Source organism: Spirillospora sp. NPDC047279 (genome assembly GCF_040643285.1).
Lineage (GTDB): Bacteria > Actinomycetota > Actinomycetes > Streptosporangiales > Streptosporangiaceae > Spirillospora.
On sequence record NZ_JBEYUA010000025.1, the window covers coordinates 25,482 to 50,966 of the forward strand.

General features: G+C 74.0%; 21 protein-coding genes. 17 read left to right on the plus strand and 4 right to left on the minus strand.

What is annotated here, in order from left to right; genetic code table 11:
- The first annotated feature begins 1 nt into the window (after window position 1).
- Genes ABZ810_RS42340 through ABZ810_RS42370 form a run of 7 tightly spaced genes read left to right on the plus strand, consistent with a single transcriptional unit; the run spans window position 2 to window position 6,859 of the window.
- Complete coding sequence (locus ABZ810_RS42340) at window positions 2-832, plus strand: ABC transporter permease (protein ID WP_358412860.1); 831 nt, start codon at window positions 2-4, stop codon at window positions 830-832.
- A gap of 43 nt (window positions 833-875) precedes the next feature.
- Window positions 876-1,859 (plus strand): ABC transporter ATP-binding protein, encoded by a 984-nt coding sequence (locus ABZ810_RS42345; protein WP_358412862.1) that lies wholly within the window; start codon window positions 876-878, stop codon window positions 1,857-1,859.
- A complete protein-coding gene (locus ABZ810_RS42350) occupies window positions 1,856-2,605 on the plus strand; it encodes an ABC transporter ATP-binding protein (protein ID WP_358412864.1) in 750 nt (249 codons plus the stop codon). The genes ABZ810_RS42345 and ABZ810_RS42350 overlap by 4 nt, the downstream gene beginning before the upstream one ends.
- Window positions 2,602-3,600, plus strand: coding sequence for a P1 family peptidase (locus ABZ810_RS42355; RefSeq protein ID WP_358412866.1), 999 nt, complete (start codon window positions 2,602-2,604; stop codon window positions 3,598-3,600). The genes ABZ810_RS42350 and ABZ810_RS42355 overlap by 4 nt, the downstream gene beginning before the upstream one ends.
- A gap of 13 nt (window positions 3,601-3,613) precedes the next feature.
- Window positions 3,614-4,267, plus strand: coding sequence for an FMN-binding negative transcriptional regulator (locus ABZ810_RS42360; protein WP_358412868.1), 654 nt, complete (start codon window positions 3,614-3,616; stop codon window positions 4,265-4,267).
- Window positions 4,264-5,343 (plus strand): C45 family peptidase, encoded by a 1,080-nt coding sequence (locus tag ABZ810_RS42365; protein ID WP_358412869.1) that lies wholly within the window; start codon window positions 4,264-4,266, stop codon window positions 5,341-5,343. Before ABZ810_RS42360 ends, ABZ810_RS42365 begins: the two co-directional genes overlap by 4 nt.
- Window positions 5,344-5,398: 55 nt before the next feature.
- Window positions 5,399-6,859 carry an aldehyde dehydrogenase family protein gene (locus ABZ810_RS42370; protein WP_358412871.1) on the plus strand — a complete coding sequence of 487 codons (1,461 nt, stop codon included), beginning with the start codon at window positions 5,399-5,401 and terminating at the stop codon, window positions 6,857-6,859.
- Window positions 6,860-6,960: 101 nt separating this feature from the next.
- Here the strand turns inward: ABZ810_RS42370 and ABZ810_RS42375 are convergent, their stop codons facing one another.
- Window positions 6,961-8,727 carry a hypothetical protein gene (locus tag ABZ810_RS42375; RefSeq protein ID WP_358412873.1) on the minus strand — a complete coding sequence of 589 codons (1,767 nt, stop codon included), beginning with the start codon at window positions 8,725-8,727 and terminating at the stop codon, window positions 6,961-6,963.
- Window positions 8,728-8,732: 5 nt separating this feature from the next.
- Window positions 8,733-9,971 (minus strand): hypothetical protein, encoded by a 1,239-nt coding sequence (locus tag ABZ810_RS42380; RefSeq protein WP_358412875.1) that lies wholly within the window; start codon window positions 9,969-9,971, stop codon window positions 8,733-8,735.
- Between the two features lie 266 nt (window positions 9,972-10,237).
- On the opposite strand from ABZ810_RS42380, the gene ABZ810_RS42385 reads away from it, so the two are divergent.
- Window positions 10,238-10,912, plus strand: coding sequence for a TetR/AcrR family transcriptional regulator (locus tag ABZ810_RS42385; RefSeq protein ID WP_358412877.1), 675 nt, complete (start codon window positions 10,238-10,240; stop codon window positions 10,910-10,912).
- A 29-nt stretch (window positions 10,913-10,941) separates the two neighbouring features.
- A complete protein-coding gene (gene murJ / locus ABZ810_RS42390; RefSeq protein ID WP_358412879.1) occupies window positions 10,942-12,780 on the plus strand; it encodes a murein biosynthesis integral membrane protein MurJ in 1,839 nt (612 codons plus the stop codon).
- Between the two features lie 55 nt (window positions 12,781-12,835).
- Here the strand turns inward: murJ and ABZ810_RS42395 are convergent, their stop codons facing one another.
- Window positions 12,836-13,897 carry a hypothetical protein gene (locus ABZ810_RS42395; protein ID WP_358412881.1) on the minus strand — a complete coding sequence of 354 codons (1,062 nt, stop codon included), beginning with the start codon at window positions 13,895-13,897 and terminating at the stop codon, window positions 12,836-12,838.
- 261 nt (window positions 13,898-14,158) lie between these two features.
- Between ABZ810_RS42395 and ABZ810_RS42400 the strand changes: the two genes are divergently transcribed.
- Window positions 14,159-15,040 (plus strand): oxygenase MpaB family protein, encoded by an 882-nt coding sequence (locus ABZ810_RS42400; RefSeq protein ID WP_358412883.1) that lies wholly within the window; start codon window positions 14,159-14,161, stop codon window positions 15,038-15,040.
- Window positions 15,041-15,145: 105 nt separating this feature from the next.
- Here ABZ810_RS42400 and ABZ810_RS42405 read toward each other — a convergent pair whose 3' ends face one another.
- A complete protein-coding gene (locus ABZ810_RS42405; protein ID WP_358412885.1) occupies window positions 15,146-16,411 on the minus strand; it encodes an Ig-like domain-containing protein in 1,266 nt (421 codons plus the stop codon).
- A gap of 184 nt (window positions 16,412-16,595) precedes the next feature.
- On the opposite strand from ABZ810_RS42405, the gene ABZ810_RS42410 reads away from it, so the two are divergent.
- The 7 genes from ABZ810_RS42410 to ABZ810_RS42440 all read left to right on the plus strand — a co-directional run bounded on the left by ABZ810_RS42410 (window position 16,596) and on the right by ABZ810_RS42440 (window position 25,474).
- A complete protein-coding gene (locus ABZ810_RS42410; RefSeq protein WP_358412887.1) occupies window positions 16,596-19,178 on the plus strand; it encodes a DUF4118 domain-containing protein in 2,583 nt (860 codons plus the stop codon).
- Window positions 19,175-19,849 (plus strand): response regulator, encoded by a 675-nt coding sequence (locus ABZ810_RS42415; RefSeq protein ID WP_358412889.1) that lies wholly within the window; start codon window positions 19,175-19,177, stop codon window positions 19,847-19,849. The genes ABZ810_RS42410 and ABZ810_RS42415 overlap by 4 nt, the downstream gene beginning before the upstream one ends.
- Before the next feature lie 61 nt (window positions 19,850-19,910).
- Entirely contained in the window at window positions 19,911-20,243 is a 333-nt protein-coding gene (locus tag ABZ810_RS42420; RefSeq protein ID WP_358412891.1) for a YnfA family protein, read from the plus strand.
- A 65-nt stretch (window positions 20,244-20,308) separates the two neighbouring features.
- Entirely contained in the window at window positions 20,309-20,734 is a 426-nt protein-coding gene (locus tag ABZ810_RS42425) for an OB-fold nucleic acid binding domain-containing protein (protein WP_358412893.1), read from the plus strand.
- Window positions 20,735-20,764: 30 nt separating this feature from the next.
- Window positions 20,765-21,628, plus strand: a complete 864-nt coding sequence (locus ABZ810_RS42430; protein WP_358412895.1) for a DUF3159 domain-containing protein — start codon at window positions 20,765-20,767, stop codon at window positions 21,626-21,628.
- A gap of 442 nt (window positions 21,629-22,070) precedes the next feature.
- Entirely contained in the window at window positions 22,071-24,470 is a 2,400-nt protein-coding gene (locus ABZ810_RS42435) for a tetratricopeptide repeat protein (protein ID WP_358412897.1), read from the plus strand.
- Entirely contained in the window at window positions 24,467-25,474 is a 1,008-nt protein-coding gene (locus ABZ810_RS42440) for a hypothetical protein (protein ID WP_358412899.1), read from the plus strand. The genes ABZ810_RS42435 and ABZ810_RS42440 overlap by 4 nt, the downstream gene beginning before the upstream one ends.
- Window positions 25,475-25,485 lie beyond the last annotated feature (11 nt).

Consider the following 25,485-nt stretch of genomic DNA (forward strand, 5'->3'; position numbering starts at 1 on the left):
GATGAGGAAGGCGATCCGCGGCCTCGACCGGCTGTCACGGGCCGGCCTGGCCTGCCTGCTGGTCCTGGTGCTGCTCGCGCTGGTCCCGCTGACCGGCCTCGCCGGCGACCCGGACGAGATCGCCGGCCCCCGGCTCCAGCCGCCGGGCCCCGAGTTCTGGATGGGCACCGACAACCTCGGCCGCGCGATGTTGCCGCGCGTGCTGGAGGGCATCGGCACCACGCTGCTGCTCTCGTCGGCGGCGGTCGCGGTGACCGCGGCCGTCAGCACCGGCTTCGGCGTCCTGGCCGGGTACCGCGGCGGCGCCGTCAACGGCCTGGTGATGCGGCTGGTGGAGGTGCTGTACGCGTTCCCGGCGATCATCCTGGCCATCCTGGTGGCCGCGGTCATGGGGCCCGGCCGGCCCGCCGCGCTCGCCGCGATCGTGCTGGTCACGATCCCGCTGATGACCCGGCTGGTCCGGGGCGCGGCGGCGGGCGTCGCCGGGCGCGACTACGTGACCTCGGCGGTGATCAGCGGGGCCCGGCTGCCGCGCGTGCTGGGGCGGCACGTCCTGCCGAACGTGGCGGGCACCGTGGCCGTCCAGGGTACGTACGCCCTGTCGGTGGGGATCACGGTCGAGGGCGGGCTGAGCTTCCTGGGGCTGGGCGTGCAGCCGCCGCAGGCCTCGCTCGGCTCGCTGATCGCCGAGGGCACCGGGTACCTGGTGGCCGCGCCCTGGCTGGTGTCGGGGCCGGGCGCGGTGCTGGTCGTGGCGATCCTGTCGATCAACGTGTTCGGGGACGGGCTGCGCGACCGGCTGGAGCCGAGAGAGACGAGGTCACTGGTATGAGGTCACCGGTCACCGGCCTGAGGCCGGAGCGGAGGTCGCCGGCATGAGCGCGCTGCTGGACGTGAGAGGCCTGGTCGTGGAGTACCCCGGCGCGGGCGGCGCGGTGCGCGCCCTCGACGGCGCCGACCTGACCGTGGCCGAGGGCGAGACCGTCGGCCTGGTCGGGGAGAGCGGGTCGGGCAAGTCCACCCTGGGCGCGGCCGCAGGGCGGCTGCTGTCGCGCGCCGCGCGGGTCCGGGCGGGCTCGGTCTCCGTCGCGGGCGAGTCCCTGCTGGAGATGGGCTCCAGGGAGATCCGCCGCGTCCGCCGCGAACGGCTCGGGTTCGTCTTCCAGGACCCGATCTCGCACCTCGACCCCACCATGCGCGTCGGGGCGCAGCTCAGGAGGGCCGTCGCGGGACGGACGAAGGGCGGCGACATCGCCGCCCACCTCGAGCGGGTGCGGCTGGACGACGTGCGCCGGATCGCGCGGGCGTACCCGCACGAGCTCTCCGGCGGCATGGCGCAGCGGGTGGCGATCGCGATGGCGATGGCGGCCCGGCCGCGCCTCCTGGTCGCCGACGAGCCCACCGCCGCGCTGGACTCCCAGGTCCGCGAGGACGTCCTGGACGTGGTGTTCGGGCTGGCGGCGGAGGCGGGCACCGGCATCCTGTGGCTCAGCCACGACCTGCCTGCGGTGGCCCGCCGCTGCGACCGGGTCGCGGTCATGTACGGCGGCCGCGTCGTCGAGGACGGCCCCGCCGCCGAGGTCCTGGCCCGCCCGTCCCACCCGTACACCGCGGCCCTGGCTCGGTCGGCGCCGGGCAAGGCCGAGCGCGGCGAACGCCTGGAGCCGGTGCCGGGCCGCCCGCCGGTGCTGGTCGGGGAGCCCGCCGGCTGCGCGTTCGCGCCGCGCTGCCCGATGGCCGACGACCGCTGCGCCGGGGAACGCCCCGTCCCGGTCCGGATCGAGGGCCGGGACGTCCTGTGCCACCGCGCCGAGGAGACCGGCGCGGCCGTGGAGATCGTCCCGGCGGTGAAACGATGATCCTCGAACTCGACAAGGTCACCGTGGTCTTCACCTCGGGCCCGCCGCTGCGGCGCCGCGTCCTGGAGGCGATGAAGGACGTCTCGCTGCACGTCGAGGCGGGGGAGACGCTGGGCGTGGTGGGGGAGTCGGGCTCCGGCAAGACCACCACGAGCCGGGTCGTCCTCGGCCTCCAGCGCCCGACGTCCGGGACGGTCCGCTTCGACGGCGCGCCGTTCCCCAGACGGCGGCGCGCGCTCGCCGGGCGCATGCAGGCCGTCCTCCAGCACCCGCAGTGGTCGCTGAACCCGCGGATGCGCGTCGGGCAGAGCGTCGCCGAGCCGCTGGTCGTGCTCGGCGGGCCGGGCAGGGCCGAGGCCGCCGGCCGCGCCGCCGACATGCTGGAGCAGGTCGGGCTGGAACGGTCGTTCGCCGACCGCTACCCGCACGAGCTCTCGGGCGGCCAGCGGCAGCGCGTCTCCATCGCCCGCGCCCTGGTCACCCGCCCGGGCTTCCTGGTCTTCGACGAGGCCGTCAGCGCCCTGGACGTCTCGGTCCAGGTGCAGATCCTCAACCTGATCAAGGACCTGCAGGCCGAGTTCGGCTTCGGGGCCCTGTTCATCTCGCACGACCTCGGTGCCGTCCGCTACGTCGCCGACCGCATCGCGGTCATGCGCGCCGGGCAGGTGGTGGAGACGGCCGAGACCGGCGTCTTCTACCGAGGCCCGTCCCACCCCTATTCGCAGCAGCTACTGGAGGCACTGTGACCACCCTGTACGAGCCTCGCCAGGCGATCGTGTCCGCGTACGCGGCGGACGTGGCGAGCAACGCCGGGACCGAGCTGAAGCCGCAGGCCAGCCCGGGCCGCGCGGCGGTGCCGTTCGACCTGCCGGGCGTGCTCGTCGGCACCGCCGAGTACGCCGAGGGCCCGACCGGCTGCACCGTCGTGCACGTGCCGGCGGGGGCCCGCACCGCGGTGGACGCGCGCGGCGGGGCGGTCGGCATGAGCGGCGGCTACCCGTTCAACCACGCGATCTGCCTGGCGGGCGGCTCGGTGTACGGGCTCGCCGCCGCGGCCGGGGTGAGCCAGGAACTGCTGGCGCGCCGCCGCAACCGCACCCACTGGGACGACCTCCAGACCGTGTCCGGCGCGGTGATCTACGACTTCTCCGTGCGCGACAACGCGATCCACCCGGACGCGGCGCTCGGCGCCGAGGCGCTGCGCCGCGCCGAGGAGGGCCGTTTCCCGGTCGGGCGCTGCGGCGCGGGCGCCGCGGCGAGCGCGGGCAAGGCCGACTTCGGGCGCGCCGAGCTGGCCGGCCAGGGCGCCGCGTACGGCGAGTTCGGCGCGGCCAAGGTGCTCATCGCCACGGTGGTCAACTCGGTCGGGGTGATCGTCGACCGCGACGGCACCGTGGTGCGCGGCAACCGCGACGCGGCGTCCGGCGAACGCCGCCACCCGTTCACCGACTACGAGCAGATGATCGAGGACGCGGAGCCCGGCACGGCCGTCATGGGCAACACCACGCTGACCGTGCTGGTCACCAACGTGCGGCTGCCCGACCGCGAGCTCCAGCAGTTCGCGCGCCAGGTGCACAGCTCGATGCACCGCGGCATCCAGCCGTTCCACACCGCCACCGACGGCGACGTGCTGTTCGCGCTGACCACCGACGAGGTCGAGCTGACCGGCGTCAAGTCCACCGGCCTGGGGGCGCTGGCCTCCGAGGTCGCCTGGGACGCCGTCCTCAGCGCGGCGTTGTGACGGCGGCCGGCTGATGTACGCCTTCCCCCGGTTCACCGCGGACGACCCCCGGCACGCGATCGACCTCGTGCGCGACCACCCGTTCGCGCTCGTGGTCAGCGCTCCGGGCGGCGTCCCGGTCGCCACCCACGCCCCCGTCATCGTCGAGGACCCGGCCCGGGTCGGCGACACGTTCGAGGGGACGACGCTGCTCGGGCACCTGGCGCGGGTCAACCCGCACTGGCGCGAGATGGAGTCCTCGCCCGAGGCGCTGCTGATCTTCTCCGGGCCGCACGGGTACGTCTCGCCGTCCATGCACGGCGCCGATCCCTCCGTGCCGACCTGGGACTACGCGGCCGTCCACCTCAACGGGACGATTGAGCTGATCACCGGCGAGGAGGGCCTCCTCGACGTCGTCGAACGCACCGTCGCGTTCATGGAGACGCCCCGGTCGCCGGGCTGGACGCCGAGCGAGCGTTCGCGCGAGGTGTTCCGCTCGATCGCCGGGGGCGTTGTGGCGTTCCGGTTCCACGTGCGCGAGCAGCGGAGCATCTTCAAGCTCAGCCAGGACCGGATCTCGCCCTGGGACCGCATCCACGCCGCCTTCTCCGAGGGACCGGACGCCAACCCCGAACTGGCCGAGCTGATGTGCAGGATCGGCGACCCGCAAGAGGGTGAACGAGCATGACCCCCTTCCCCACCCACGTCTCGACCCGGACGGCGCCGGCGGCGCGCGGCGAGGAGTTCGGCGCGCGCTGGAGCGCCGAGACGCGAGCGGCCTTCGACGGTTACGCCGAGCTGTTCGCGACCCTGGGCGCCACCGGCCCGCAGGTTCAGGGCTGGGCCGAGCTCGCCCTGGCCCGTACGGCGGAATGGGCCCCGGACCTGGCCGCGGAGATGGCCGGGCTGGCCACCGGTGCCGGGCTGGAGACCTGGCAGGTCGCCGCCCTCAACGCGCGCACCGAGATCCTGGCGGAACTGCGCGACGACGGCGAGGGCGAGTGCTCGACGTCCGTCGTCCTACCGGCCGGCGGGCCGCCCCGCACCCTCCAGACCTGGGACTGGCTGGAGGGCATGCGCGAGGTGGGCGTCCTGTGGGAGTACGAGCCCCGCCCCGGCCACCGCGTGCGGACCTTCACCGAGTTCGGCGTGCTGGCCAAGATCGGCGTGACCGGCGCGGGGCTCGGCGCGCACTTCAACATCCTCAAGCACACCGCGGACGGCGGCGGCATCGGCGTCCCCGTGCACCTGGTGGCGCGGCGGATCCTGGACGAGGCGCACGACCTCGACTCGGCCGTCGCGATCGTCCGCGGCGCCCCCACCTCCGCGTCCAGCGTCATCACCGTGGTGACCTACGACGGGGAACGCGCCGACGCCCGCAGCCTGGAGGTGTCGCCCGCCGGGCTCGGCGTCGTCGCGCCCGGCCCGGACGGGCTGCTGCTGCACACCAACCACTTCATCGACCCGTCGCTGGCGCGGGGCGAACGGCTCGGCACCGACCGTCCCGGCACGTACGCCCGGTACGCCCACCTGGAGGACCGCGCGCGGGAACTGCGGGACGCCGACCCGACGGGACGGGCGAAGGCGATGATCGCCCACGCGCCGGACGGCGCGCCGGTGTGCGCCCACTCCAGCCCCGCCGACCCGCCGGACCAGCGCTGGGACACGCTGGCCACCATCAGCCTGGACGTGCCCGCCGGCCGGCTGGAGGTCCACCGGGGCGGACCGTGCGGCGTCACCTCCGGCGCCTGGCAGACCTTCTGACGGAAGCCCCCTGACGCAATGCCCCTGACGCAATGCCCCTGACGCAATGCCCCTGATGGAAAGAGAGAACGTGGACCTGCTCAACCTGGTCGGCGGCCGCTGGATCGAGGGATCGGGCGCCGAGTTCGCCGACGCCAACCCGGCCCGGCCCGACGAGATCGTGGCGCGCGGCCGGCACGCCGCCCCGGACGAGGTGGAGGCGGCGATCACCGCCGCGGCCGCCGCCGCGCCCGGCTGGGCCGCGACGCCCCACCACGCCCGCGCGGCCGTCCTCACCGAGGCAGCCCGCATCGTGGACGCCAACGCCGAGGAGTGGGGCCGCGAGCTGAGCCGCGAGGAGGGCAAGACCCTCGCCGAAGGCGTCGCCGAGGTCCGCGGCGCGGCGCGCATCATGCGCTACTACGCCTCCGAGGCCGACCGCGACAGCGGCGAGATCTTCCCCTCGCCCCGGGCGGGGGAGAACATCCTCGTCGTCCGCAAGCCGATCGGCGTGGCCGGGATCATCACCCCGTTCAACTTCCCGATCGCGATCCCGGCGTGGAAGATCGCCCCCGCGCTGACGTACGGCAACACCGTCGTGTGGAAGCCGTCCTCGCTCGTCCCGCTGCTGGCCCGGCGCCTGGCCGGCGCCCTCACGGACGCGGGGCTGCCCGACGGCGTCCTCAACCTGGTGTACGGGGAGGGCGACACCGGCTCGGCCATCGTCGACCACCCGGGCGTCGACGCCGTCTCGTTCACCGGCTCCACCGCGGTCGGGCGCGCCGTCATCGCCCGCTGCGGCGAGCTGGCCAAGCCGGTGCAGACCGAGATGGGCGGCAAGAACGCCTCGATCGTGCTGGCCGACGCGGACCTCGACCACGCCGCCGCGCAGGTCGTCGCCGGGGCCTACAACTCCACCGGGCAGAAGTGCACCGCCACCTCGCGGCTGATCGTCCAGGACGCGGTCGCCGACGACCTGCTGGCCCGCGTGGCCGAGCGCGCCGCGGCGCTGAACGTCGGCGACCCCCTCGGCGAGGGCGTCCAGATGGGCCCGCTCATCAGCGGCGCCGCCCGCGACCGGGTGGCCGCCGGGGTGAAGGAGGCGATCGCGGACGGCGCCCGCCCGCTGGCCGGGGCCGAGCCGTACGCCGACGCCGAGCGCGCGGCCGGCTGGTTCAGCCCGCCGACCCTGCTCGACCTCCCCGGCACCGGCCTGGGCTTCTGGCGCCGCGAGCTGTTCGGCCCGGTCGTCGGCGCCGTGCGGGCGGGCGACGCGGCCGAGGCGTTCGGCCTGGCCAACCTGAGCGACCACGGCCTGTCGGCCGCCATCTTCACCCGCGACCTCGGGGCCGCGCTGAAGGCGGTGGACGACCTGGACGTCGGCGTCCTGCACATCAACTCCGAGTCCGCCGGGACGTTCCCGTGGGTGCCGTTCGGCGGGGTCAAGGGAAGCGGGTACGGGCCCAAGGAGCAGGGCCGCGCGGCACGCGACTTCTACACCCACACCGTCACCGTCTACCTCGGCCAGCCCGGCTGAGCCCGGGCTCTGGCACAGGCACGGGCACGGGCACGGGCACGGGCACCGCTGAGCCCACTCGCCCGCAGGGCGCGGCGCGGACGAGTGGGCGGCCGGGGGCGTCAGCCGGCGCCGGTGGCGAAGCGCGCCAGGCTGACCGAGATGAGCTCGGACCTCCCTCCGTTCTGCCGCGTGGCGGCGGTCAGCACGTCCAGGTGCTGGTAGCCGGGGGCGACGACGTCGCCGGGCCGCGGTGAGGTGAAGCCGACCCCGTCGCCGGCCTGAAGGTCGATGGTCGGGTTGGCGGCGATGCCGCCGTCGTGGACCGCCGGATCGGCGATGCCGGGCGAGGCCGACAGCCCGATGTCGGTGACGAGCTTGGTGGGGAAGTAGTCCTCGGTGAAGTCCAGCGGGTGCTCGGACAGGCTGCGGGCCAGCTGCCCGATGGCGGTGACCTCGGTCTCCGGGGTCGTGAAGAGGGCGCCGTCCCTGGACTTGTAGGTGAGGCCGGCGACGTCGTCGTAGTCGCGCCACGAGTACAGCGGCCCGTTCGGCTCGTCCGGGATCGCCTTGGCCTCGGTGCCGAGCAGGTTGCGCAGGAACGGCATCCCGGCCCTGGCCAGGTCGTTGGGGACGGGGAAGTCCTTGTCGACGATCCGTCCTCCGTCGAAGAAGCCCACGCTGGCCTGCATGAACGCCAGCGGCTCGGAGTCGTCGTCCATCAGCCCGCCCAGCGCCGCCGCGTTGGTGAACCCGAAGTCCTTCACCGTGGGCGTGCCCGCCGCGAAGGTGGCCAGGTCCTTGGAGAACAGCAGCCGGTAGGTGGTGTCGGTGTTGAAGCCCGACGGGATGTACGTCGACAGGTCCGACCGCCCGCCGGGGTCGAGCCGGGCCGCAAGTCCCGCGATGGCCAGCAGGTTCATGGTCTCGGTGTTGATGACGGCGGGGGCCGACAACGTCCGCGGCACGACGCCGTACTCCAGCCCGGCCTTCACCGCGTCGGCGCCGAACGCGATGATCGGGACGAGGTCGGTCGGCACCTGGCCCTCCAGGCCGGGGATGCCCGCCTGGATCCGGGTGTCGAGCGCGAAGTAGCCGGCGCACTGGTTGTACCCGGCGTCCGCGGTGGTGGTCCGGTCGCCGTCGAAGTCCCACTTGGCGAAGAAGCCGGTGATGATGCCGCCGAGCGAGTGCCCGCCGCACATCATCGTGCTCTTGCGCGCCGCCTGGTCGGGGAGCTCGGCCGCCATCAGGTCGTACTGGTCGCGGACGGTCTGGGCGAGGCCGACGTTCTGCAGCCACTTCACCTGGTCGTTGGTCTGGTAGCCGGCGAACGCGCGGCCGTCCACCTCCTTCCTCCGGTAGTAGTAGTCGACCGCGAGGTGGGTGTCGCCCGCGGCCAGCCCGGCCAGGACGCCGGCGTTGTCCTCCAGGCAGTTGGACCGCCGGTCCAGCGCCCAGAACTCGATGTGCCTCCCGCTCCGCGCGGCGGCCGCGACGGTGTTGCGGGCGACGCCGTCGAACGCCCCGGCGCCCTCCAGCACGCCGGGCTGCGCGACCAGGATCCGGTCGGCCCGGGCGGACGCGGCCGGCCCGTCCTCGTGCCGGAACCGCAGGTACGAGAGCCAGTCACAGGCCTCGGGGCGGGGGCCCGCCGAGGCGGGCAGGGGGACCTTCACCCGGACCACCGACTCGGTGACCTCGGTGATCGGTGATGTGGTGGCGACCGGCGTCTCCACCCGTTCCGTGTCCACCAGTTCCGTGGAGCGCGTCACCTCGGCCCCGGCGGGCGCCGGGGCGGCCCCCGCCGCGATGGCCACCGCCGCGGTCAGCAGTGCGGCCGTCATCGCGGCGAGGGCGCTCGGGGTCGTTCTCGTCGACCGGGTCATCGTGATCAGGTCACCGGGTTCTCGACCAGGTAGACCTTCGGCGACGGTGTGCCGCAGGTGGCCTTGGCGCCGGTCGAGCCGTTGAAGGTGAAGTCGGCCGCCGCGTCGCCCAGGGACACCGCGACCGTCGTGGCGTCGGCGGTGGGCTTGAACGGGCCGGCGGTGAGCGTGCCGTTCTGGGGCAGCGGGATGACGATGTCCTTGCCGGCCACCAGCGCGGTCGGCGGGATGTCGATCCCGTCACCCGCCACGTTCTGCGTCGCGGGCGTACCGCCCTCGATGACCAGGTTCTGCGTGGTCACCTTGCCGGAGGCGGTTGTGTACCCCTTGGCGATCAGCTTGCCGACCGTCGCCGCCGGGATGGTGAGGGCGCCGGACGCCCTGCTGAACGAGAACGAGCCGTTGCGCGTGACCGTCAGCGGGATGTTGGCGCCGACCGCGATGCCGACGTCGAGCCGGTCGGGCCCCAGCGTGCAGGAGTAGGGCGCGTGGATGATGCCGACCAGTTCGTTGGACGCGGGCTCGGCGAAGTTCAGCGGCGCTCCGGTGATCTTCGCGGGCGGCTGCCCGGCGGGACCGCCGATCCCGATCTTCAGCAGCGCGTTGCCCTGCGACGCCTTGCAGTCGGCCTTGATCGGCAGGCTGAAGCCCCAGTCCGACTTGAGGTCGATCTCGGCCACGGCGCCGTCGAACTTCAGCGTGGTCGCACCGCTCCGCGCGGCCGTGAACGGGCCGACGTCGAACGTGCCCTCCAGCGGCAGCCCGACCTTGAGCGGCTTGCCCGCCTCGATGGCGATGTCCTTGATCTCGAACGGCTTGTCCTTGGCGATGTTGATGGACTCCGGCGTCGAGGTGCTGGCCCCGATGCTCAGGTCAGGGATCCTGGCGTCCGCCTTGGTGATGCCGAGGATCGGGGTCAGCGCGGTCAGCCAGGACGGGAAGGTGATGCTCCCCGATCCCTGCGTCAGCCAGAACTCCTGGCCGGGGCCGAGCTGGACCGGCGCGACGCCCTGCACGTCCACGTCCGTGGGCAGGTAGAAGACCGGCAGGCCGCCGAGGGTGATGGTGCAGCCGATCGGGAGCTTGAACCGTCCGGTGTCGACGCCGATGGCGGGCACGTCGCCGGGCGGCAGCGCCCGTGCCGCCGGGGCGTGCAGGAAGGTCAGCGCGAGCACGCACAGGCCGAGCGCGGTCGCGAGCGTGCGCCGCCGCCGCGCGCGGCCGGGGTGAGGACTGTGGCTCATCCGCCGTCCACCTTTCATAGGTACGGGGGTGTACTGGTGGGACGGGGCCATGGTCGCCGCGACCGCCCCGTGCGCGGTATCGGCGGCGGGGCGGAAATGCGGTGGTGGTCTTAGCACCTGACTTCACGTTCGGGACCGTGTCCGGTGCCGGACCGTGCCCCTCTCGGCCCGGCGCCATGGCTACAATTCCGGCCTTGGAGTGATCGGCGCACTGTGAGGGGGCGAGGACCCTGGACGCGTCGCCGGACGGCTCGGCGAGTCCCGGGTTGCGGCTCGCCGAGGTGTACGACCCGGGCCGCCCGGGGTTGCCGCGCGGGCGCAGCAGCCTGCCCGCCGACGTCGTCCGCACGGCCCAGCGGCGCCGCCTGCTCCGCGCCGTGATCTCGGCCGTCGCCGAGAACGGGTACGCCGCCACGACCGTCGCCCATGTCGTCGCCCGCGCCCGGGTGTCGCGCAAGGCCTTCTACGACCACTTCAGCGACCTGGAGGACTGCTTCCTGTCGGCGATGGCCGCCGCGCAGGACGCGATCGTCCGCGAGCTGATGACGGCGCCCCGGCCCAAGCCCACGGGGCCCACGACCTCGCGCGAGATCCTGCGCAACAGCGTCGGCGCCTATCTCGCCCTGTGCGCCCAGGAGCCGGAGTACGCGCGCTGCATCCTCATCGAGCTCCCGGCGGTGGGGCCCAGGGCGCTCAAGGGCCGCAACCGCGGCTACCGCATGGTCGCCGACCTGATGCGCGCCTGGCGCGAGCGCGCCGCCGAGAGCCATCCGGAGTGGCCGCCCGTCCCCGACCAGGTCTACGCCGCCGCCGTGGGCGCGGTCGCCGAGCTGATCCTGCTGTACGTGAGCGAGGGGGAGGCCGCGAGCCTGCCGTCGTTGCGGGACCCCGTCACCGAGATCCTGCTCGGCATCCTGGCCGCCCCGCTGCCCGCACCCTAAAGATTCCGGCATACTTCAGATTCCGGGCTATGGGGGTGGCGCCTGTGCGGGGTGGGGGCGGCAACGGCGACCGGCAGCGGATGCCGGAGATCCTCGACGCGGCCGAACGCGCGGAACCGCCCACCGAACCCGAGCCGGGCCTGACCACGGTCCACGACCCGGCCGACGTCCACGACCCCGGCACCGCCGACCGGCCCGGATCCGAGGGCGACGAGATCGGCACCGCCGCCCAGCGCCCGCCACCCGGCGTCGCGCACTCCAGCGCGGTGATGGCCATCGGCACCCTCTTCTCGCGGGCCACCGGCTTCCTGCGCACGGTCACGATCGGCGCGGCCCTCGGCACGGCGCTGCTCGGCGACGCCTACCAGGCCGCCGAGATGATCCCCTACACCGTCTACGAACTGCTGCTCGGCGGCATGCTGGCCAGCGTCTTCGTGCCGTTCCTGGTCAAGCGGCGCAAGCGGGACGAGGATGGCGGGACGGCCACCGAGCAGCGGCTGTTCACCGCCGTCTTCCTGGCCCTGCTGGTCCTGACGGTGGTCGCGGTGGCGGCCGCGGACTGGCTGATCTCGCTGTACGCGGGCGAGTACGAGGGGCGCCAGCGCGAGGTGACGGTCCTGCTCACCCGGCTGCTGCTGATCCAGATCTTCTTCATCGGGGTGAGCGGCGTCAGCAGCACGATGCTGAACGTCCGGCACCGCTTCGGCGCGGCGGTGTGGGCGCCGGTCGCCAACAACCTCATCACGATGGCCGCCGCGCTGCTCTACCTGTGGTTCGCCGGGCGCGGCCGGACCGCCGAGACCGTCACCGACTCCCAGCTCGCGCTGCTCGCGCTGGGCTCGGCGTTCGGCACGGTCGTGCAGGCCGCCGTCCTCGCCTGGACGCTCCGGGCCGCCGGGTTCCGCTGGCGGCCCCGCCTCGACCTGCGCGGCGCGGGCTTCGGTGAGGCGCTCGGCACCGCCGCCTGGATGATGGTGTACGTGGTCATCGCGCAGGCCGGCGTCCTGGTGACGGCGAACGTGGCGACCCGGGCGGGCGACCGCGCCGCCGAGGCCGCCGGGCATCCGGTCGAGGGCAGCGGGCTCGCGGTCTACAAGTTCGCGCTGGTCGTCTTCCAGCTCCCCTACGCCATCATCGCGGTCTCGGTGATCACCGCGCTGCTGCCGCGGATGAGCGACCATGTCGCCGACGGCCGCCGCGACCTGGTCCGCGCCGACTTCTCGCGCGGCCTGCGGCTGGCCTCGGCGCTGCTCGTCCCGCTGTCGGCCGGCATGCTGGCGTTCGGCGTCCCGGGCGCGGTCGCGCTCTTCGCCCACGGCAGCACCACCCCGGACGGCGCCCGCCGGATCGGGATCATCCTGATGGTGTTCGCGGCGATGGTGCTGCCGTTCACGGTCCACCAGCTGCTGATGCGGGTGTTCTACGCGCTCGGCGACACCCGGACCCCGGGGCTGGTCGCGATCCCGGCGGGCATCGTGCAGACCGTGACCGCGTTCGCGCTGCTGGCGTTCGTCCCGCCGCGCCAGGTGGTGATCGGGCTGCCGCTCTCGTACGGGCTCTTCTACGTGGTCGGCGGGATCTGCGCGGCGCTGGTGCTGCGCCGCCGCCTGGGCGGCATGGACGGCCGCCGCATCCTGCGCACCCTGGTCAAGCTGCATGTGGCGGCGCTGCCCGCGCTGGTGTTCGCGGTGGCCGTCGTCCTGGCGATCAGCCAGGTCCACGGCGAGCAGCTCTCCGCGTTCCTGGCCCTGATCATCGGCGGGGCCGGCGGCGGGCTGATCTACGTGCTGACGGCCAGGCTGATGAAGATCGCCGAGCTCGGCTACTTCGTCGACCTGGCCCGCAGCCGCCTGCCGGGCCGGGGCTAGGCAGTCCGGAGTCAGGCGGTCCCGCGGTTCAAGGAGCGGAGCCCTAGGCCCGCCGTCAGGCCCGCCAGGAACGGACGAGCTCTTCGAGCGCCGCCGGGTCGTACGGGACGCCGCGTTCCTCGAGCACCGAGGCGACCTTGTCGCCGTCGCCCTGGTGCCGCGCCATCAGGCGGAACACCGCGTACGGGAACCAGTGGTTGGCCCTGACCCGCTCGACCTCGTCCTCGTCGCAGACGTACCCCTTCGCGGTGACCTCGGCGAGGGTGGTCGCCACGTTGCCGCGATGCCGTTCGAGCGTCTCGATCACGGCGGTGCGGAGGTTGTCCTGGTCCACCGGCGGGATCTCGGGGATCGGCTCGGGCTCGGGCTCCGGCTCGGGTTCGGGTGCCGGGTGGTGGCCGTTGGCCCCGTTGGCCCCGTTGGAGCCGTTGGCGGCCGCCGTGCCGTCGGGGACGAACGCGGCGGTCCGGGGGACCCCCGCGCCGACCAGCGTGGGCGCGGCGGCGGGCACGTCGGCGGCGTTGCCGGCGGCACCGGCGGGCACGGTCCCGGCCGCCGCCACATCCCTCGCGGTGGCCGTTCCGGCGGCGGTGCCGGGCTCCAGCACGGACTCCGTCCGGGCGGGGATCTGCAACATCGGGCCGGTGTGGCGCAGCGAGGTGAGCGTGACCTGGTGCAACGCCACGGCGCGGACGGGGGCGTCGCGCCGGGGCTCGGGTTCGGGCTCGTCGGAGACGTAGCGGTGGAGCGTTCGAAGCAGGACGAACAGGCCCAGCATGGAAACGATCGGCGGCACCGCCGCCGTGGCCTGGAAGGAGAAGGCCTTGTTGCCCACGTGGCCGACGTTGAAGATCAGGCTGGCGGTCCAGCCGGCCAGCGCGATCGCCAGCGGCAGGCTGAAGTCGACCCAGCTGAGCAGCCGGCGGCGCTGGAGCACGAACGCGTCGACCGCGAGCAGGAACAGCCCGAGCTCGCCGACGATGATGAACAGGTCGACCAGCAGCGGGAAGGACTCGGCCTTCCAGCCGCGCAGGCCGTGTTCGAGGGCCCAGTGATAAAGCCCCGCATAGGACTGGGCGAAACCGCCCGCGGTCGCGGTGATGACCGCGGCCGCCATGAAGGCTATCGCTGACCAACGCGTGATGGACTGGGCTCGGCTGGCGGCCGTCATGTGGCGTTTCCCCCTCGCTCGACCGTGGCGATCGAGGGGGGAGACTATCCATTCCCGTGCCTTCTCGTGGCCTTTCGGTATTACGACCTGCAAACGGTGCACCGGAGCATGGGACAGATATTCTGATTTGCGAAATTTGTCCTAAAGGGTGACAAGTGAGCCCCGAGGGTTGCAAGCAAGCACTTACTTTGGCATGGTGGTGATCGCATGGATCACACGTGTCACGAGAGTGAGGCCCCGATGGTCGCGACCGCCCCGGATCCCGCCACCCGGAGCGCACCCGTGCCCGAGATCGCCCGCAAGAGCATCAGCGTCTTCGCGCTGGCCGCCGCGAGCGCCAACGTCATCATGCAGCTGTCCCGGCTGCCGGTCGGGCGCGGGGTCGCCGAGAGCAGGGTCCAGGGCGGCCGGGTCGACAAGCACCCGATCAAGCGGGCGCGGACGACCCTCAGCTACATCATGGTCGCCATGCACGGCACCGACGCCGAGCGCGAGGCGATGCGCCTCGAGGTCGACAAGCAGCACCGCCAGGTGGTGTCCCGCCCGGGCGACGACGTCAAGTACAACGCGTTCAGCCGCGACCTCCAGCTGTGGGTGGCCGCCTGCCTCTACTGGGGCACCGAGGACATCTACATCAAGCTGTACGGGCAGCCCAGCGAGGAGCTCCGGGACGACTTCTACCACTACGGGGCGAAGTTCGGCACGACCCTCCAGGTCACCGACGACATGTGGCCCGCCGACCGGGCCGCGTTCGAGAAGTACTGGCAGGACGGCCTCGACCAGATCCAGATGGACGACGTGACGCGCGGCTACCTGCTCGACCTGATCGACATGGCCTTCCTGTCGGCGCCGGTCCGCAGGACGTTCGGGCCGCTCAACCGTTTCCTGACCCTGGGCTACCTGCCGCAGGAGTTCCGCGACGAGCTGGGCGTCTCGTGGACGGCCCGCCACCAGGCGCGCTTCGACCGCTACGTGCGGACGACGGCGGCGGTCAACAAGGTGCTGCCCAGGCCGATCCGGGAGCTGCCCTGGAACGTCTACGGCTGGGACGTCAGCCGCCGTATCCGCAAGGGCCGCGCCATCGTCTGAGGCGCTCCTCCCTCTTCCCCGGACGAGCGCCCCCCTGTATACGCCGCCCCCTGCACACGCCGCCCCCTGCACACGCAGCCCCTGTATACGCCGACCTCCGGAGGGTCAGCGCTTCAGCGCGCTGCCCGCCGCCCACCTGCTCCAGGGGATCTGCCAGAAGCCCCACCCGTTCGCCGGCTCCAGCACGCGGTCGGTGCCGGTCACGGTGATGACGTCGCCACGCAGCGACTGCCCGTAGAACCACCGGGCGAACGACGGCGGCGCGTTCACGCAGCCGTGGCTGACGTTCTCGCGCCCCTGCGAGCCGACCGACCAGGGCGCCGAGTGCACGTACTCGCCGCTGCCGGAGATCTGCACGGCGTGCCGCACCTTGAGCTTGTAGTACTCCGGGTCCTTGGGGTCGGTGACGCCCATCCAGCCGGACGTCATGATGACCGGGTCGCCCTTGCCCATCGCCAGGTGCACGCCGCTGGCCGTGGTGTACGCGCGCCGTCCGCCCTTGCCCGCGCTGATGCCGACGTCGCGCACGACGGCGCCGCCGACCCGTACCGTCATGCGGTGCCGCCGCACGTCCACGGTGCTGACGCGGGCGGGCCCGACGCGGAAGCCGGTGGTGAACGCCGAGGCGGAACGGGCGGCGCCGAACACCCCAGGCGCCGACCGCACGCCCGCCGTGTGCGCGACCAGCGTGACCCGCTGCCCCGACGGCCAGTAGCGGCGCGGCCGGAAGACGACCTGGGAGGGGCTCGTCCAGTGCCAGGCGCCGGTCACCTTCCTGCTCATCCTGACCACGAGCGAACGTTCGACCGCCGCGCGGTCGGTGATCGCGCGGTCGAACGTCACGATGAGCGGCATGCCGACGCCGACCGTCTCGCCCGGCCGGGGCGTGACGTCGGCGATCGCGAACGTCGCGTCCGGGGTGAGCGTGCGGAACCGGCTGACCGCGGTGGACGGCTCGCCCGTGTCGTCGGTGCCGGTGCTGCTCACGGTGTAGGCGGTGGCCGGCCGCAGCGCCCAGCGGGTGCGCCACGTACGCCCGTCGCCCGACAACCGCCCCGGCTCGGGCGCGCCGCCCCTGGCCCGTACGATCACCTTGCTCAGCGTGCCGCGCGTCGCGTGGACGACGACGCCGCGGTCCGGGCGCGCCTGCCGGACGCCGTCGAGCGGGGCGATCCGGATCGCGTCCGGCCGCGCGGGCGTGCCTGCTGGGCGGTCCCCGGGCGCCGCGCCGGGCGCCGCGCCGGGCCGGTGGCGCTCGTTCCCGTAGGCCGCCAGCGTGACGCCCGCGACGGCGAGCGCGGCGGTGGCCACCGAGGCGGTGAACACCAGCCGCCGTCTTCTGGTCTTTCCCTGCTCGGCCTTGCGCCGCATGATGTCCCCCCGAGACGAATGTCCGAAAATGAGTGAAGACGCCCCTCCGTAAGCGTTCGGGTACGGGCGGTGACGTCGCTCGGCAAACTAGACGCCCGTTCTAGATCACGGGGGCGGTCTGCGAAATTGAGATGGATTCCGCCCGGGCGGCGGAGGGCATCTCACCTCGGGGAGGTTGATCATCGTGGGGGCGCGGGGCGAGCTGCGCGTCTACCTCGGCGCGGCGCCCGGGGTGGGCAAGACCTTCGCCATGCTCGGCGAGGGGCACCGGCGGGCCGCGCGCGGCACCGACGTGGTCGTCGGCTTCGTCGAGACCCACGGCCGTCCCCGTACCGCCGAGCTGATCGAGGGCCTGGAGGTCGTGCCGCGCCGCACGGCGGCCTACCGGGGGAGCACGTTCACCGAGCTGGACGTGGACGCGGTGATCGCGCGGCGGCCCGAGGTGGCGCTGGTGGACGAGCTGGCGCACACCAACGTGCCCGGCGGCCGCAACGAGAAACGCTGGCAGGACGTCGAGGAGATCCTCGACGCGGGCATCGACGTGATCTCGACCGTCAACGTCCAGCACCTGGAGTCGCTGAACGACGTCGTCGAGCGCATCGCGGGCGTTCCCCAGCGGGAGACCGTCCCGGACGAGGTGGTGCGCCGCGCCGGCCAGGTCGAGCTGGTCGACATGACGCCGGAGGCGCTGCGCCGCAGGATGGCGCACGGCAACGTCTACACGCCGGAGAAGATCGATGCGGCCCTGGCCGCCTACTTCCGGGTCGGCAACCTCACCGCGCTGCGCGAGCTGGCCCTGCTCTGGGTCGCCGACCGCGTGGACGAGGGCCTGGCCCGCTACCGCGAGCAGCACGGCATCACCGAGCCGTGGGAGGCGCGCGAACGTGTCGTCGTGGCGCTCACCGGCGGCCCCGAGGGCGAGACCCTGGTCCGGCGCGCGGCGCGCATCGCCGCCCGCGCGGGCCGTGCCGAGCTCCTCGCGGTCCACGTCGCCAGGAGCGACGGCCTGGCCGACGGCACCTCGCCGCAGGCGCTGGCCCGGCAGCGGACCCTGGTGGAGAGCCTCGGCGGCGGTTACCACCAGGTGCTCGGCGACGACGTCGCCGCCGCGATCCTGGAGTTCGCGCGCGGCGTCAACGCCACCCAGATCGTGCTCGGCTCCAGCCGCCGGCGCGGCTGGCAGTTCGTCCTCGGCCCCGGCGTCGGCGCCACGGTCGCCCGCGAGGTCGGTTCCATCGGGGCGGGTGGTGGGAGTGGGCACGGCGCAGCGGCGGGCGGGGTCGACGTGCACCTGGTCACGCATGAGCGGGTGGGCAAGGGCCGCGGCCTGGTCTCGGTCGCCGGCAGCCCGCTCAGCGCCCGGCGCCGCGGGTACGGCTGGGCGCTGGCGCTGCTCGGGCCCGCCCTCGCCACGTTCGCCCTCAGGGCCGGCGGGTTGCATCCGGGGCTCAACACCGACGTGCTGCTCTTCCTCGCCCTCACCGTCGTGGTCGCGCTCGTCGGCGGGCTCTGGCCCGCGGTGGCGGCGGCGGTGCTGGGCTTCGTGCTGCTCAACTGGTTCTTCACGCCGCCGCTGCACACGCTCACCATCGGCGAGCCGGAGAACGCGCTGGCCCTCGCCGTCTTCGTCGCCGTCGCGGTGGCGGTGTCGTCGGTCGTCGACCTCGCCGCCCGCCGCACCCGCCAGGCCGCGCGCGGCAACGCCGAGGCCGAGATCCTCAGCCTGCTCGCCACCAGCGTCCTGCGCGGCGAGAACGCGCTGCCCGCGCTGCTGTCCCGGGTCCGCGAGACCTTCGGGGTCCGGGCGGCCGCCCTGCTGGAACGCACCGGCGACGGCTGGCGCACGGTCGGCTCGACCGGGACCGATCCGGCCGCCGACCCCGACGACGCCGAGGCGACCGCGAGAGTCAGCGACGCCTCGGTGCTCGCCCTCAGCGGACGGGTGCTGCCCGCCGCCGACCGCCGCGTGTTGTCGGCGTTCGCCTCCCAGGCCGAGGCCGTCCTCGAGTGGCGGCGGCTCGCGGAGGACGCCGCGCGGGCCCGGCGGCTCGCCGAGGGCGACAAGATCCGCACCGCGCTGCTCGCCGCCGTCTCGCACGACCTGCGCACGCCGCTGGCCTCCATCAAGGCCGGGGTGAGCAGCCTGCGCGCCACCGACGTCCAGTGGGACCCCGAGGACGAGGCCGAGCTGCTGGCGACCATCGAGGAGTCGGCCGACCGGCTCGACGGGCTCATCGGCAACCTCCTCGACATGAGCCGGCTGCGGACCGGGGTCGTCACCCCCCTCATCGGGCCGGTGCCGGTGCTGGAGGTGCTGCCGCGCGCCCTCGCCGGAGTGCCGGACGTCACCGTGGACGTCCCCGACGGGTTGTCGCCGGTGTGGGCCGACGCCGGGCTGCTGGAACGTGCGCTGGCCAACGTGGTCGAGAACGCGGCGAAGCACGGCGGCGGCCCGGTGCTGGTCACCGCGAGCGAGCACGGGTCCCGGGTGGAGATCCGGGTGGTCGATCGCGGGCCCGGAGTGCCCGACAATGTGAAGGAACGCATGTTCGCCCCGTTCCAGCGGCTCGGTGACGCGCCGAGGGGGACCGGGGTGGGGCTCGGCCTGGCGGTCGCGCGCGGCTTCGCCGACGCGATGGGCGGCACGCTGACCCCGGAGGACACGCCCGGGGGCGGACTGACCATGGTCTTCGCACTGCCGGCGGTGCCGCCGGTAGTGCCGCCGGACGCCGGGCCGCACCGGCATGAGGAGGAGGGGGAGGCGTGACCCGCGTTCTGGTGGTGGACGACGAGCCGCAGATCGTCCGCGCCCTGCGGATCAACCTGAAGGCCCGCGGCTACGACGTGGACGCCGCGCCCGACGGCCGCACCGCGCTCGACCTCGCCGCCCGGCACCACCCCGACGTGGTCCTCCTCGACCTCGGCCTGCCCGACATGGACGGCACCGACGTGATCAGGGGGCTGCGCGGCTGGTTGTCCGTGCCGATCATCGTCCTGTCCGCCCGGCACGCCTCCGCCGAGAAGGTCGAGGCGCTGGACGTGGGCGCCGACGACTACGTGACCAAGCCGTTCGGCATGGACGAGCTGCTGGCCCGGCTGCGCGCCGCCGTGCGCCGCGCCGCGCCCGCCCCGGAGGCCGCCGTCGTCGAGACCGCCGCGTTCACCGTCGACCTGGCCGCCAAGAAGGCCGTCCGGGACGGCCGGGACGTCCGGCTGACGCCCACCGAATGGCACATCCTCGAGGTGCTCGTGCGCAACGCCGGGCGCCTGGTCGGCCAGCGGCAGCTCCTGCGCGAGGTCTGGGGCCCCTCGTACGAGAAGGAGACCAACTACCTGCGCGTCTACCTGGCGCAGCTGCGCCGCAAGCTCGAACCCGACCCCGCCCACCCCCGCCACCTGATCACCGAGCCGGGCATGGGATACCGCTTCGAGGGCTAGCCCGAGGGACAGATCGAGGGCCAGGTCGGGGCCGGATCGCCGCCACCATTACCGTCCTGTCATGACCGTCGCCCGTTCGCTCCTGCTGTTCGTGCTGGCCGCCGTCGCCGAGATCGGCGGCGCCTGGCTCGTCTGGCAGGGGGTCCGCGAACACCGCGGGCTGCTGTTCGCGGGCGCCGGCGTGGCGGCCCTCGGCGTCTACGGCTTCGTCGCGACCTTCCAGCCCGACCCCAACTTCGGCCGGATCCTCGCCGCGTACGGCGGGGTGTTCGTCGCGGGATCGCTCGCCTGGGGCATGCTCGTGGACGGGTTCGAACCGGATCGCTGGGACCTCGCGGGGGCCCTGATCTGCCTTCTCGGCGTTCTCGTGATCATGTACGCGCCGAGGGGTTGATTCGTTCCCGTTTCGAACCGTGCGGACCGGTTCGTTTCTCGCGGGTATGTCATAGTCTTCGAATCATGGACGAGGTGCAGGCCGGCTCATCGCCGGACGCGGACGAGAGTCGCGATCCCGAGCCGGAACGCGGGGGTCTGCGGCGTTTCCTGCGCCGCATGGCCTCGAGCAAGGCCGAGCTGGAGGCCGAAGACCTCCAGAAGACCTCGGACGAGGAGGGGGCGACCCCCATCACCGCCTGTTCCGAGCGCAAGCGGCACTGCGTGGCCGGTACGCTACGTACAGTGACCCTGCGTCCCCGTGGCGGCGCGCCGGCCCTGGAGGCCGAGCTCTACGACGGCACGGACGTGATCAACCTGGTCTGGCTGGGACGGCGCCGCATCGCCGGGATCGACCCCGGCCGCCGGCTCCGCGCCGAGGGCCTGGTGAGCGTGCAGGACGGCCGCAAGGTCATGTTCAATCCCCGCTACGAGCTGCGCGGCAACTCGTAGACCCCGAGACGATCGACCTGGAGGAGCGGCGTGGGCGCTGAATCGAGCCGGCCGGCGGACGACATCCCGGCCGCCGACGACGCCCCGCCGCCTCCCGCCGAGGCGCGTCCCGCCCCGGCCGCGGACGGCCCCGTGGCGGTCGGCACGCAGACCCTGCCCGAGCCCGGCGCGCCGGACGCCACCGCCGCCGATGACGCTGCCGATGACGCAGCCGATGACGCCGCCGCCGGCGGCGCGGTCGCGGGTGACAGCGCTCACGACACGGTCGAGGCGGCCGTGCGGACGCAGCTGTCCAAGGCGCTGGGCGGCATCCGCGGCGTGATCGAGGCCGCGGTGCCGACCGCGGGCTTCACCCTCTCCTACGTGCTCACCGACCAGCTGAGACTCTCGCTGGTCATCGGTGTCGTGGCGGCCGTGGTGCTGCTGGTCGTGCGGCTGGCGCAGAAGTCCACGCCCCAGTTCGTGCTCAACAGCCTGATCGGCATCGGCATCGCGGCGTTCTTCGCCCTCCGTTCGGGCAAGGCCGAGGACGCCTTCCTGCCCGGCATCCTCTACAACACCGGCTACGCGGTGGTCATGATCTTCTCGATCGTGGCGCGCTGGCCGGTGGTGGGCTTCATCATCGGGTCGGTCACCGGCGACCCGACCGCGTGGCGCGACGACCCGGGCGTCGTCAAGCTCTGCCAGCGGCTGACCTGGCTGCTGGTGCTGCCCTGCATCCTGCGCGTGGTGGTCCAGTACCCGCTCTACCTGGCCGGCGAGGTCGGCTGGCTGGGCACCAGCAAGATCGTCCTGGGCTGGCCGCTCCAGGTGGCCGCGTTCGCCGGCATGGCCTGGCTCCTGGCCCGCGGCCGGACGCCGATGAGCGCCGTCAAACCACCCGCGGCCACCTGACGCGCCTGCCCCGGAATATGCGCGGCCGCCTACGCGCGGCCGCCGCACTCGCGGCTCCTGAACGTGCTCGCGGCGGCCACTAACGGCCGTTCCCGGAGCCATTATCGGCTGTTGTCGAATGCCCCGCCACGGTAAAATCACGCTCAGGTGCGCCGGGAAGCCTGGTCGGCAGGACGTTCAGTCTGCCGCCGGGAGGTCCGATGAAGCCGCAGCCGGGCGCCGCGGCACCGGATCGGTGCCGACCCGCGGGCGCGGGCCCCTTCTACCGCCGCTGGGATCCTCCTGATCGCCGGGCGTGCCGGCCGATCGCGGGCCGCACGCCATCCCCTTCTTCAGTGATTCGCGGCCGTCGCCATTCCGGGCGGCGACCTCATCATGCGATCCATTCTGAAAGGCATTTTGCGGGGCGTCTCCGCACGCCCTGAAGAAGGCGGTGCTCACGGTGAACCACACATTGGCGCTCTGCGCGGACAACGGCTGCGGGGGAGCGGTCGAGGACGGCTACTGCAACATCTGCGGAACGGCCCCCGCCCCGACGGCGGCCCGGGTCTCCACCCCCTGGCGGCGTGGCTGGCACGGCGGCGGGCGGCGGGTGGAGATCGCCCGCCTCGTCGAGGGCGCCCGCCGCACGGGCGCGGGCCCACCGGGCGCGGGCAGGCCGAACGCCGCGAGCGGGCCGAACCCCTCGGGCGCACCGAACACGCCGGGCAGGACGAACGGCGCGGGCCTGTCGAACACACCGGGCCTGTCGAACACACCGGGCCTGTCGAACGCGGCGGGCGCATCGGCTGCGGCCGGCACGTCCGGCACCTCCGGGCCCGGCGGCGCCGGCGGCCCGGGGGAGCGGACGGTCATGTCCCGGCGCGGAACGCTCGGCGCGGGCCTGGTCGCGATGCCGCACGTACCGCGGCGGGACCCCGCGGACGCGATCATGCGAGATCCGCAGGTGCCCGAGGGCAGGCGGTTCTGCAGCCGCTGCGACTCCCCGGTGGGCCGGAGCGCCCACCCGGTCCGGCGGCCGGCCAGGGCCCCCGGCCCGCGTCCGGAGCGTTCCGGCAGGACGGAGGGCTTCTGTCCCCGCTGCGGCCTGGGCTACTCGTTCACGCCCAAGCTGCGGCCCGGCGACATCGTGGCCGGGCAGTACGAGGTGCTGGGCTGCCTGGCCCACGGCGGCCTCGGCTGGATCTACCTGGCCCGCGACCGCCAGGTCGGCGACCGGGCGGTGGTGCTGAAAGGCCTGCTGGACTCCGGCGACACCGACGCGATGGCCGCCGCCGTCGCCGAGCGGCGGTTCCTGGCGACCGTCCAGCACCCCAACATCGTCGAGATCCACAACTTCGTGGAGCACTTCGGCGCCGGCTACATCGTGATGGAGTACGTCGACGGGCGATCGCTCAAGAACCTCCTGCTGGAGCGGCGCGAGGCCACCGGCGAGTCGCTCCCGCTGCCGCAGGTGCTCGCCTACGGCCTGGAGGCGCTGCACGCGCTCGGCCACCTCCACGACCTCGGCCTGCTCTACTGCGACTTCAAGCCGGACAACGCGCTGCACTCCGACGGCCGGCTGCGGCTCATCGACCTGGGCGGCGTCCGGCACGCCGGCGACGAGCAGAGCCCGATCTACGGGACGGCGGGCTACCAGGCCCCGGAGATCGCCGAGTCCGGCCCGTCGATCGGCTCGGACCTCTACACGGTCGCGCGGGCGATGGCGGTGCTGAGCTTCGAGTTCCACGGCTACACCGGCCGCTACCGCTACTCGCTGCCCGACCGCGAGACGGTGCCGCTGCTGGCGCGGTACGAGTCGTACGACCGCCTGCTGCGCCGCGCCACCCATGCCGACCGGCGCGAACGGTTCGGGGCGGCGGCCGAGATGGCCGAGCAGCTCACCGGCGTGCTGCGCGAGGTGCTGGCCGCCGAGGACGGCCGCCCCAGACCCGCCCGGTCCGCGCTCTTCGAGGGGGAGACCGCGCCCGCCGGCACCCGCGGCGGCCTCCGCCCGGCGCCTCCGGTGATGGCCGCCGCGCTGCCTCACCCGCGGACCGAACGCACCGACCCGGCGTCCGTCCACCAGGCGCGCGAGCACGTCGAGCGCGGCGAGTTCGGCCGTGCCCGCCGGGCGCTGGCCGGCGGCGGCACCGACTGGCGGGTCACCTGGTACCAGGGGGTCCTGGCGCTGGCCGACCACGACCCCGCCGCTGCGGAGCGCGCGTTCGACCGGGTGTACGACCGGTTCCCCGGCGAGGCGGCGCCCCAGCTGGCCCTGGCCTTCTGCGCCGAGCTCAAGGCCGACCTGGACGCCGCGCGGCGTTACCACCGGCGCGTCTGGCGGACGCAGCAGGCGCACGCCAGCGCCGTGTTCGGGCTGGCCCGGGTCAGCGTCGCGCGGGGTGACCGGGCCACCGCCGTGGCGGCGCTCGCCTCCGTTCCCACGGCGTCCTTCTTCCATGTCGACGCCCAGGTCGGGGCTGTGCTGGCGGAGCTGCGCGGCCGCGAGCCGGGCGACCTCGGCCTCGCCGAGCTGCTGACGGCCGCCGGGCGCGTCGAGGCGCTGGACCTGGCGAGCAGGCGCAAGCGGCGGCTGGGCGCGCTGGTGCTGGAGTCGGCCCTCGGCCAGGTGCTGGCCGGGCGCCCGCTGTCCCTCGGGCCCGGGGCGGCGGAGCGGCTCGCCGCCGACGAGGTGCTGGCGGACGGCGTGGACGCGCTGGGCTCGGAGCTCGACGAGCACGACCTTCGGCTGGCGCTGGAGCGGACCTACCGGGAGCTGGCGCGGGCGGTGGACGACCGCGCGGAACGGCTGGGCCTCATCGAACGGGCCAACGCCGTCCGGCCGAGGACGCTGACATGACCGCCGTGGCGGGCCCGACCCCGCGGATCACCGAGAACGACCCGGACGCCGTCGGCCTGCCGGTGCAGGTCCCGCCCGCCAACCCGCGCACCGGCCGCCCGGAGGGCTGGAGCACCCCGCGGCGCCTCCGCGCGCCGGCCCTCGCGGCGGCGCTGCTGGCGGTGGTGTTCGGCTGCACCGCCGTGACCGGCGTGACCGGGCTGCGCGCCGGGTCGCGCGAGATCGCCCACCGGGCCGGGCCCCGGCTCACCGTCACCACCGAGCTGCGGGCGGTGCTCGGCGACCTGGACGCCTCCACCGCCGCGATCGTGCGCGGCGGTTCGGGCCCCGCCTGGCAGGCGGCGCGCGACGCGTCCATCGAGTCCTACGAGCGGCAGCGCGTCCAGGCCGCGGCGCAGCTGTACCGGCTGGTCGCGGCGACGGACGGCGAACCGCGGGCTGCTGAGCTCGCCCGCGGGCTGCTGAGCGACTTCGGCCGCTACCAGGAACTGATCGGCCAGGCGATGGCCCTCGGCGACCGGCCGCTGGGCGCGCAGTCACGGCAGCGGGACGCGAGCGTGCTGATGAGCACGTCGCTGTTCGCCCCGCTGGAGAGGCTCGCCGGCATGGACCGCGACCGGATCGGCGCCGCCGCCGGGAACGGCCGCACCGTGGCCGCCCTGACGACCTGGGGCGCCGTGGCGGCCGGCGCGCTGCTGCTCGGCACGCTGGCGGCCCTCCAGGTCATGCTCTCCCGGCGGCTGCGCCGGCGGGTCAACCCGTGGCTGGCCGTGGCGACCCTGACCGTGCTGCTCCTGGTCCCGCTGACCGTGAGCCTGCTCGCGTCCGGGGCGGCGGACCTGCGCGAGGCCGGGTCCGCCGCGGCCGGGCCCACGATGGCGGTCTCCGCCGAGGTGGCGGAACGGGTGCCCCTGGTCTGGGCCGCGATCCCGCCCGCGGGCGCGGCGGCCGTCGTCCTCCTCGTCTGGCTGGGCCTGCGCCCGCGCCTCGCCGAATACCGCTGACCCCGGACCCG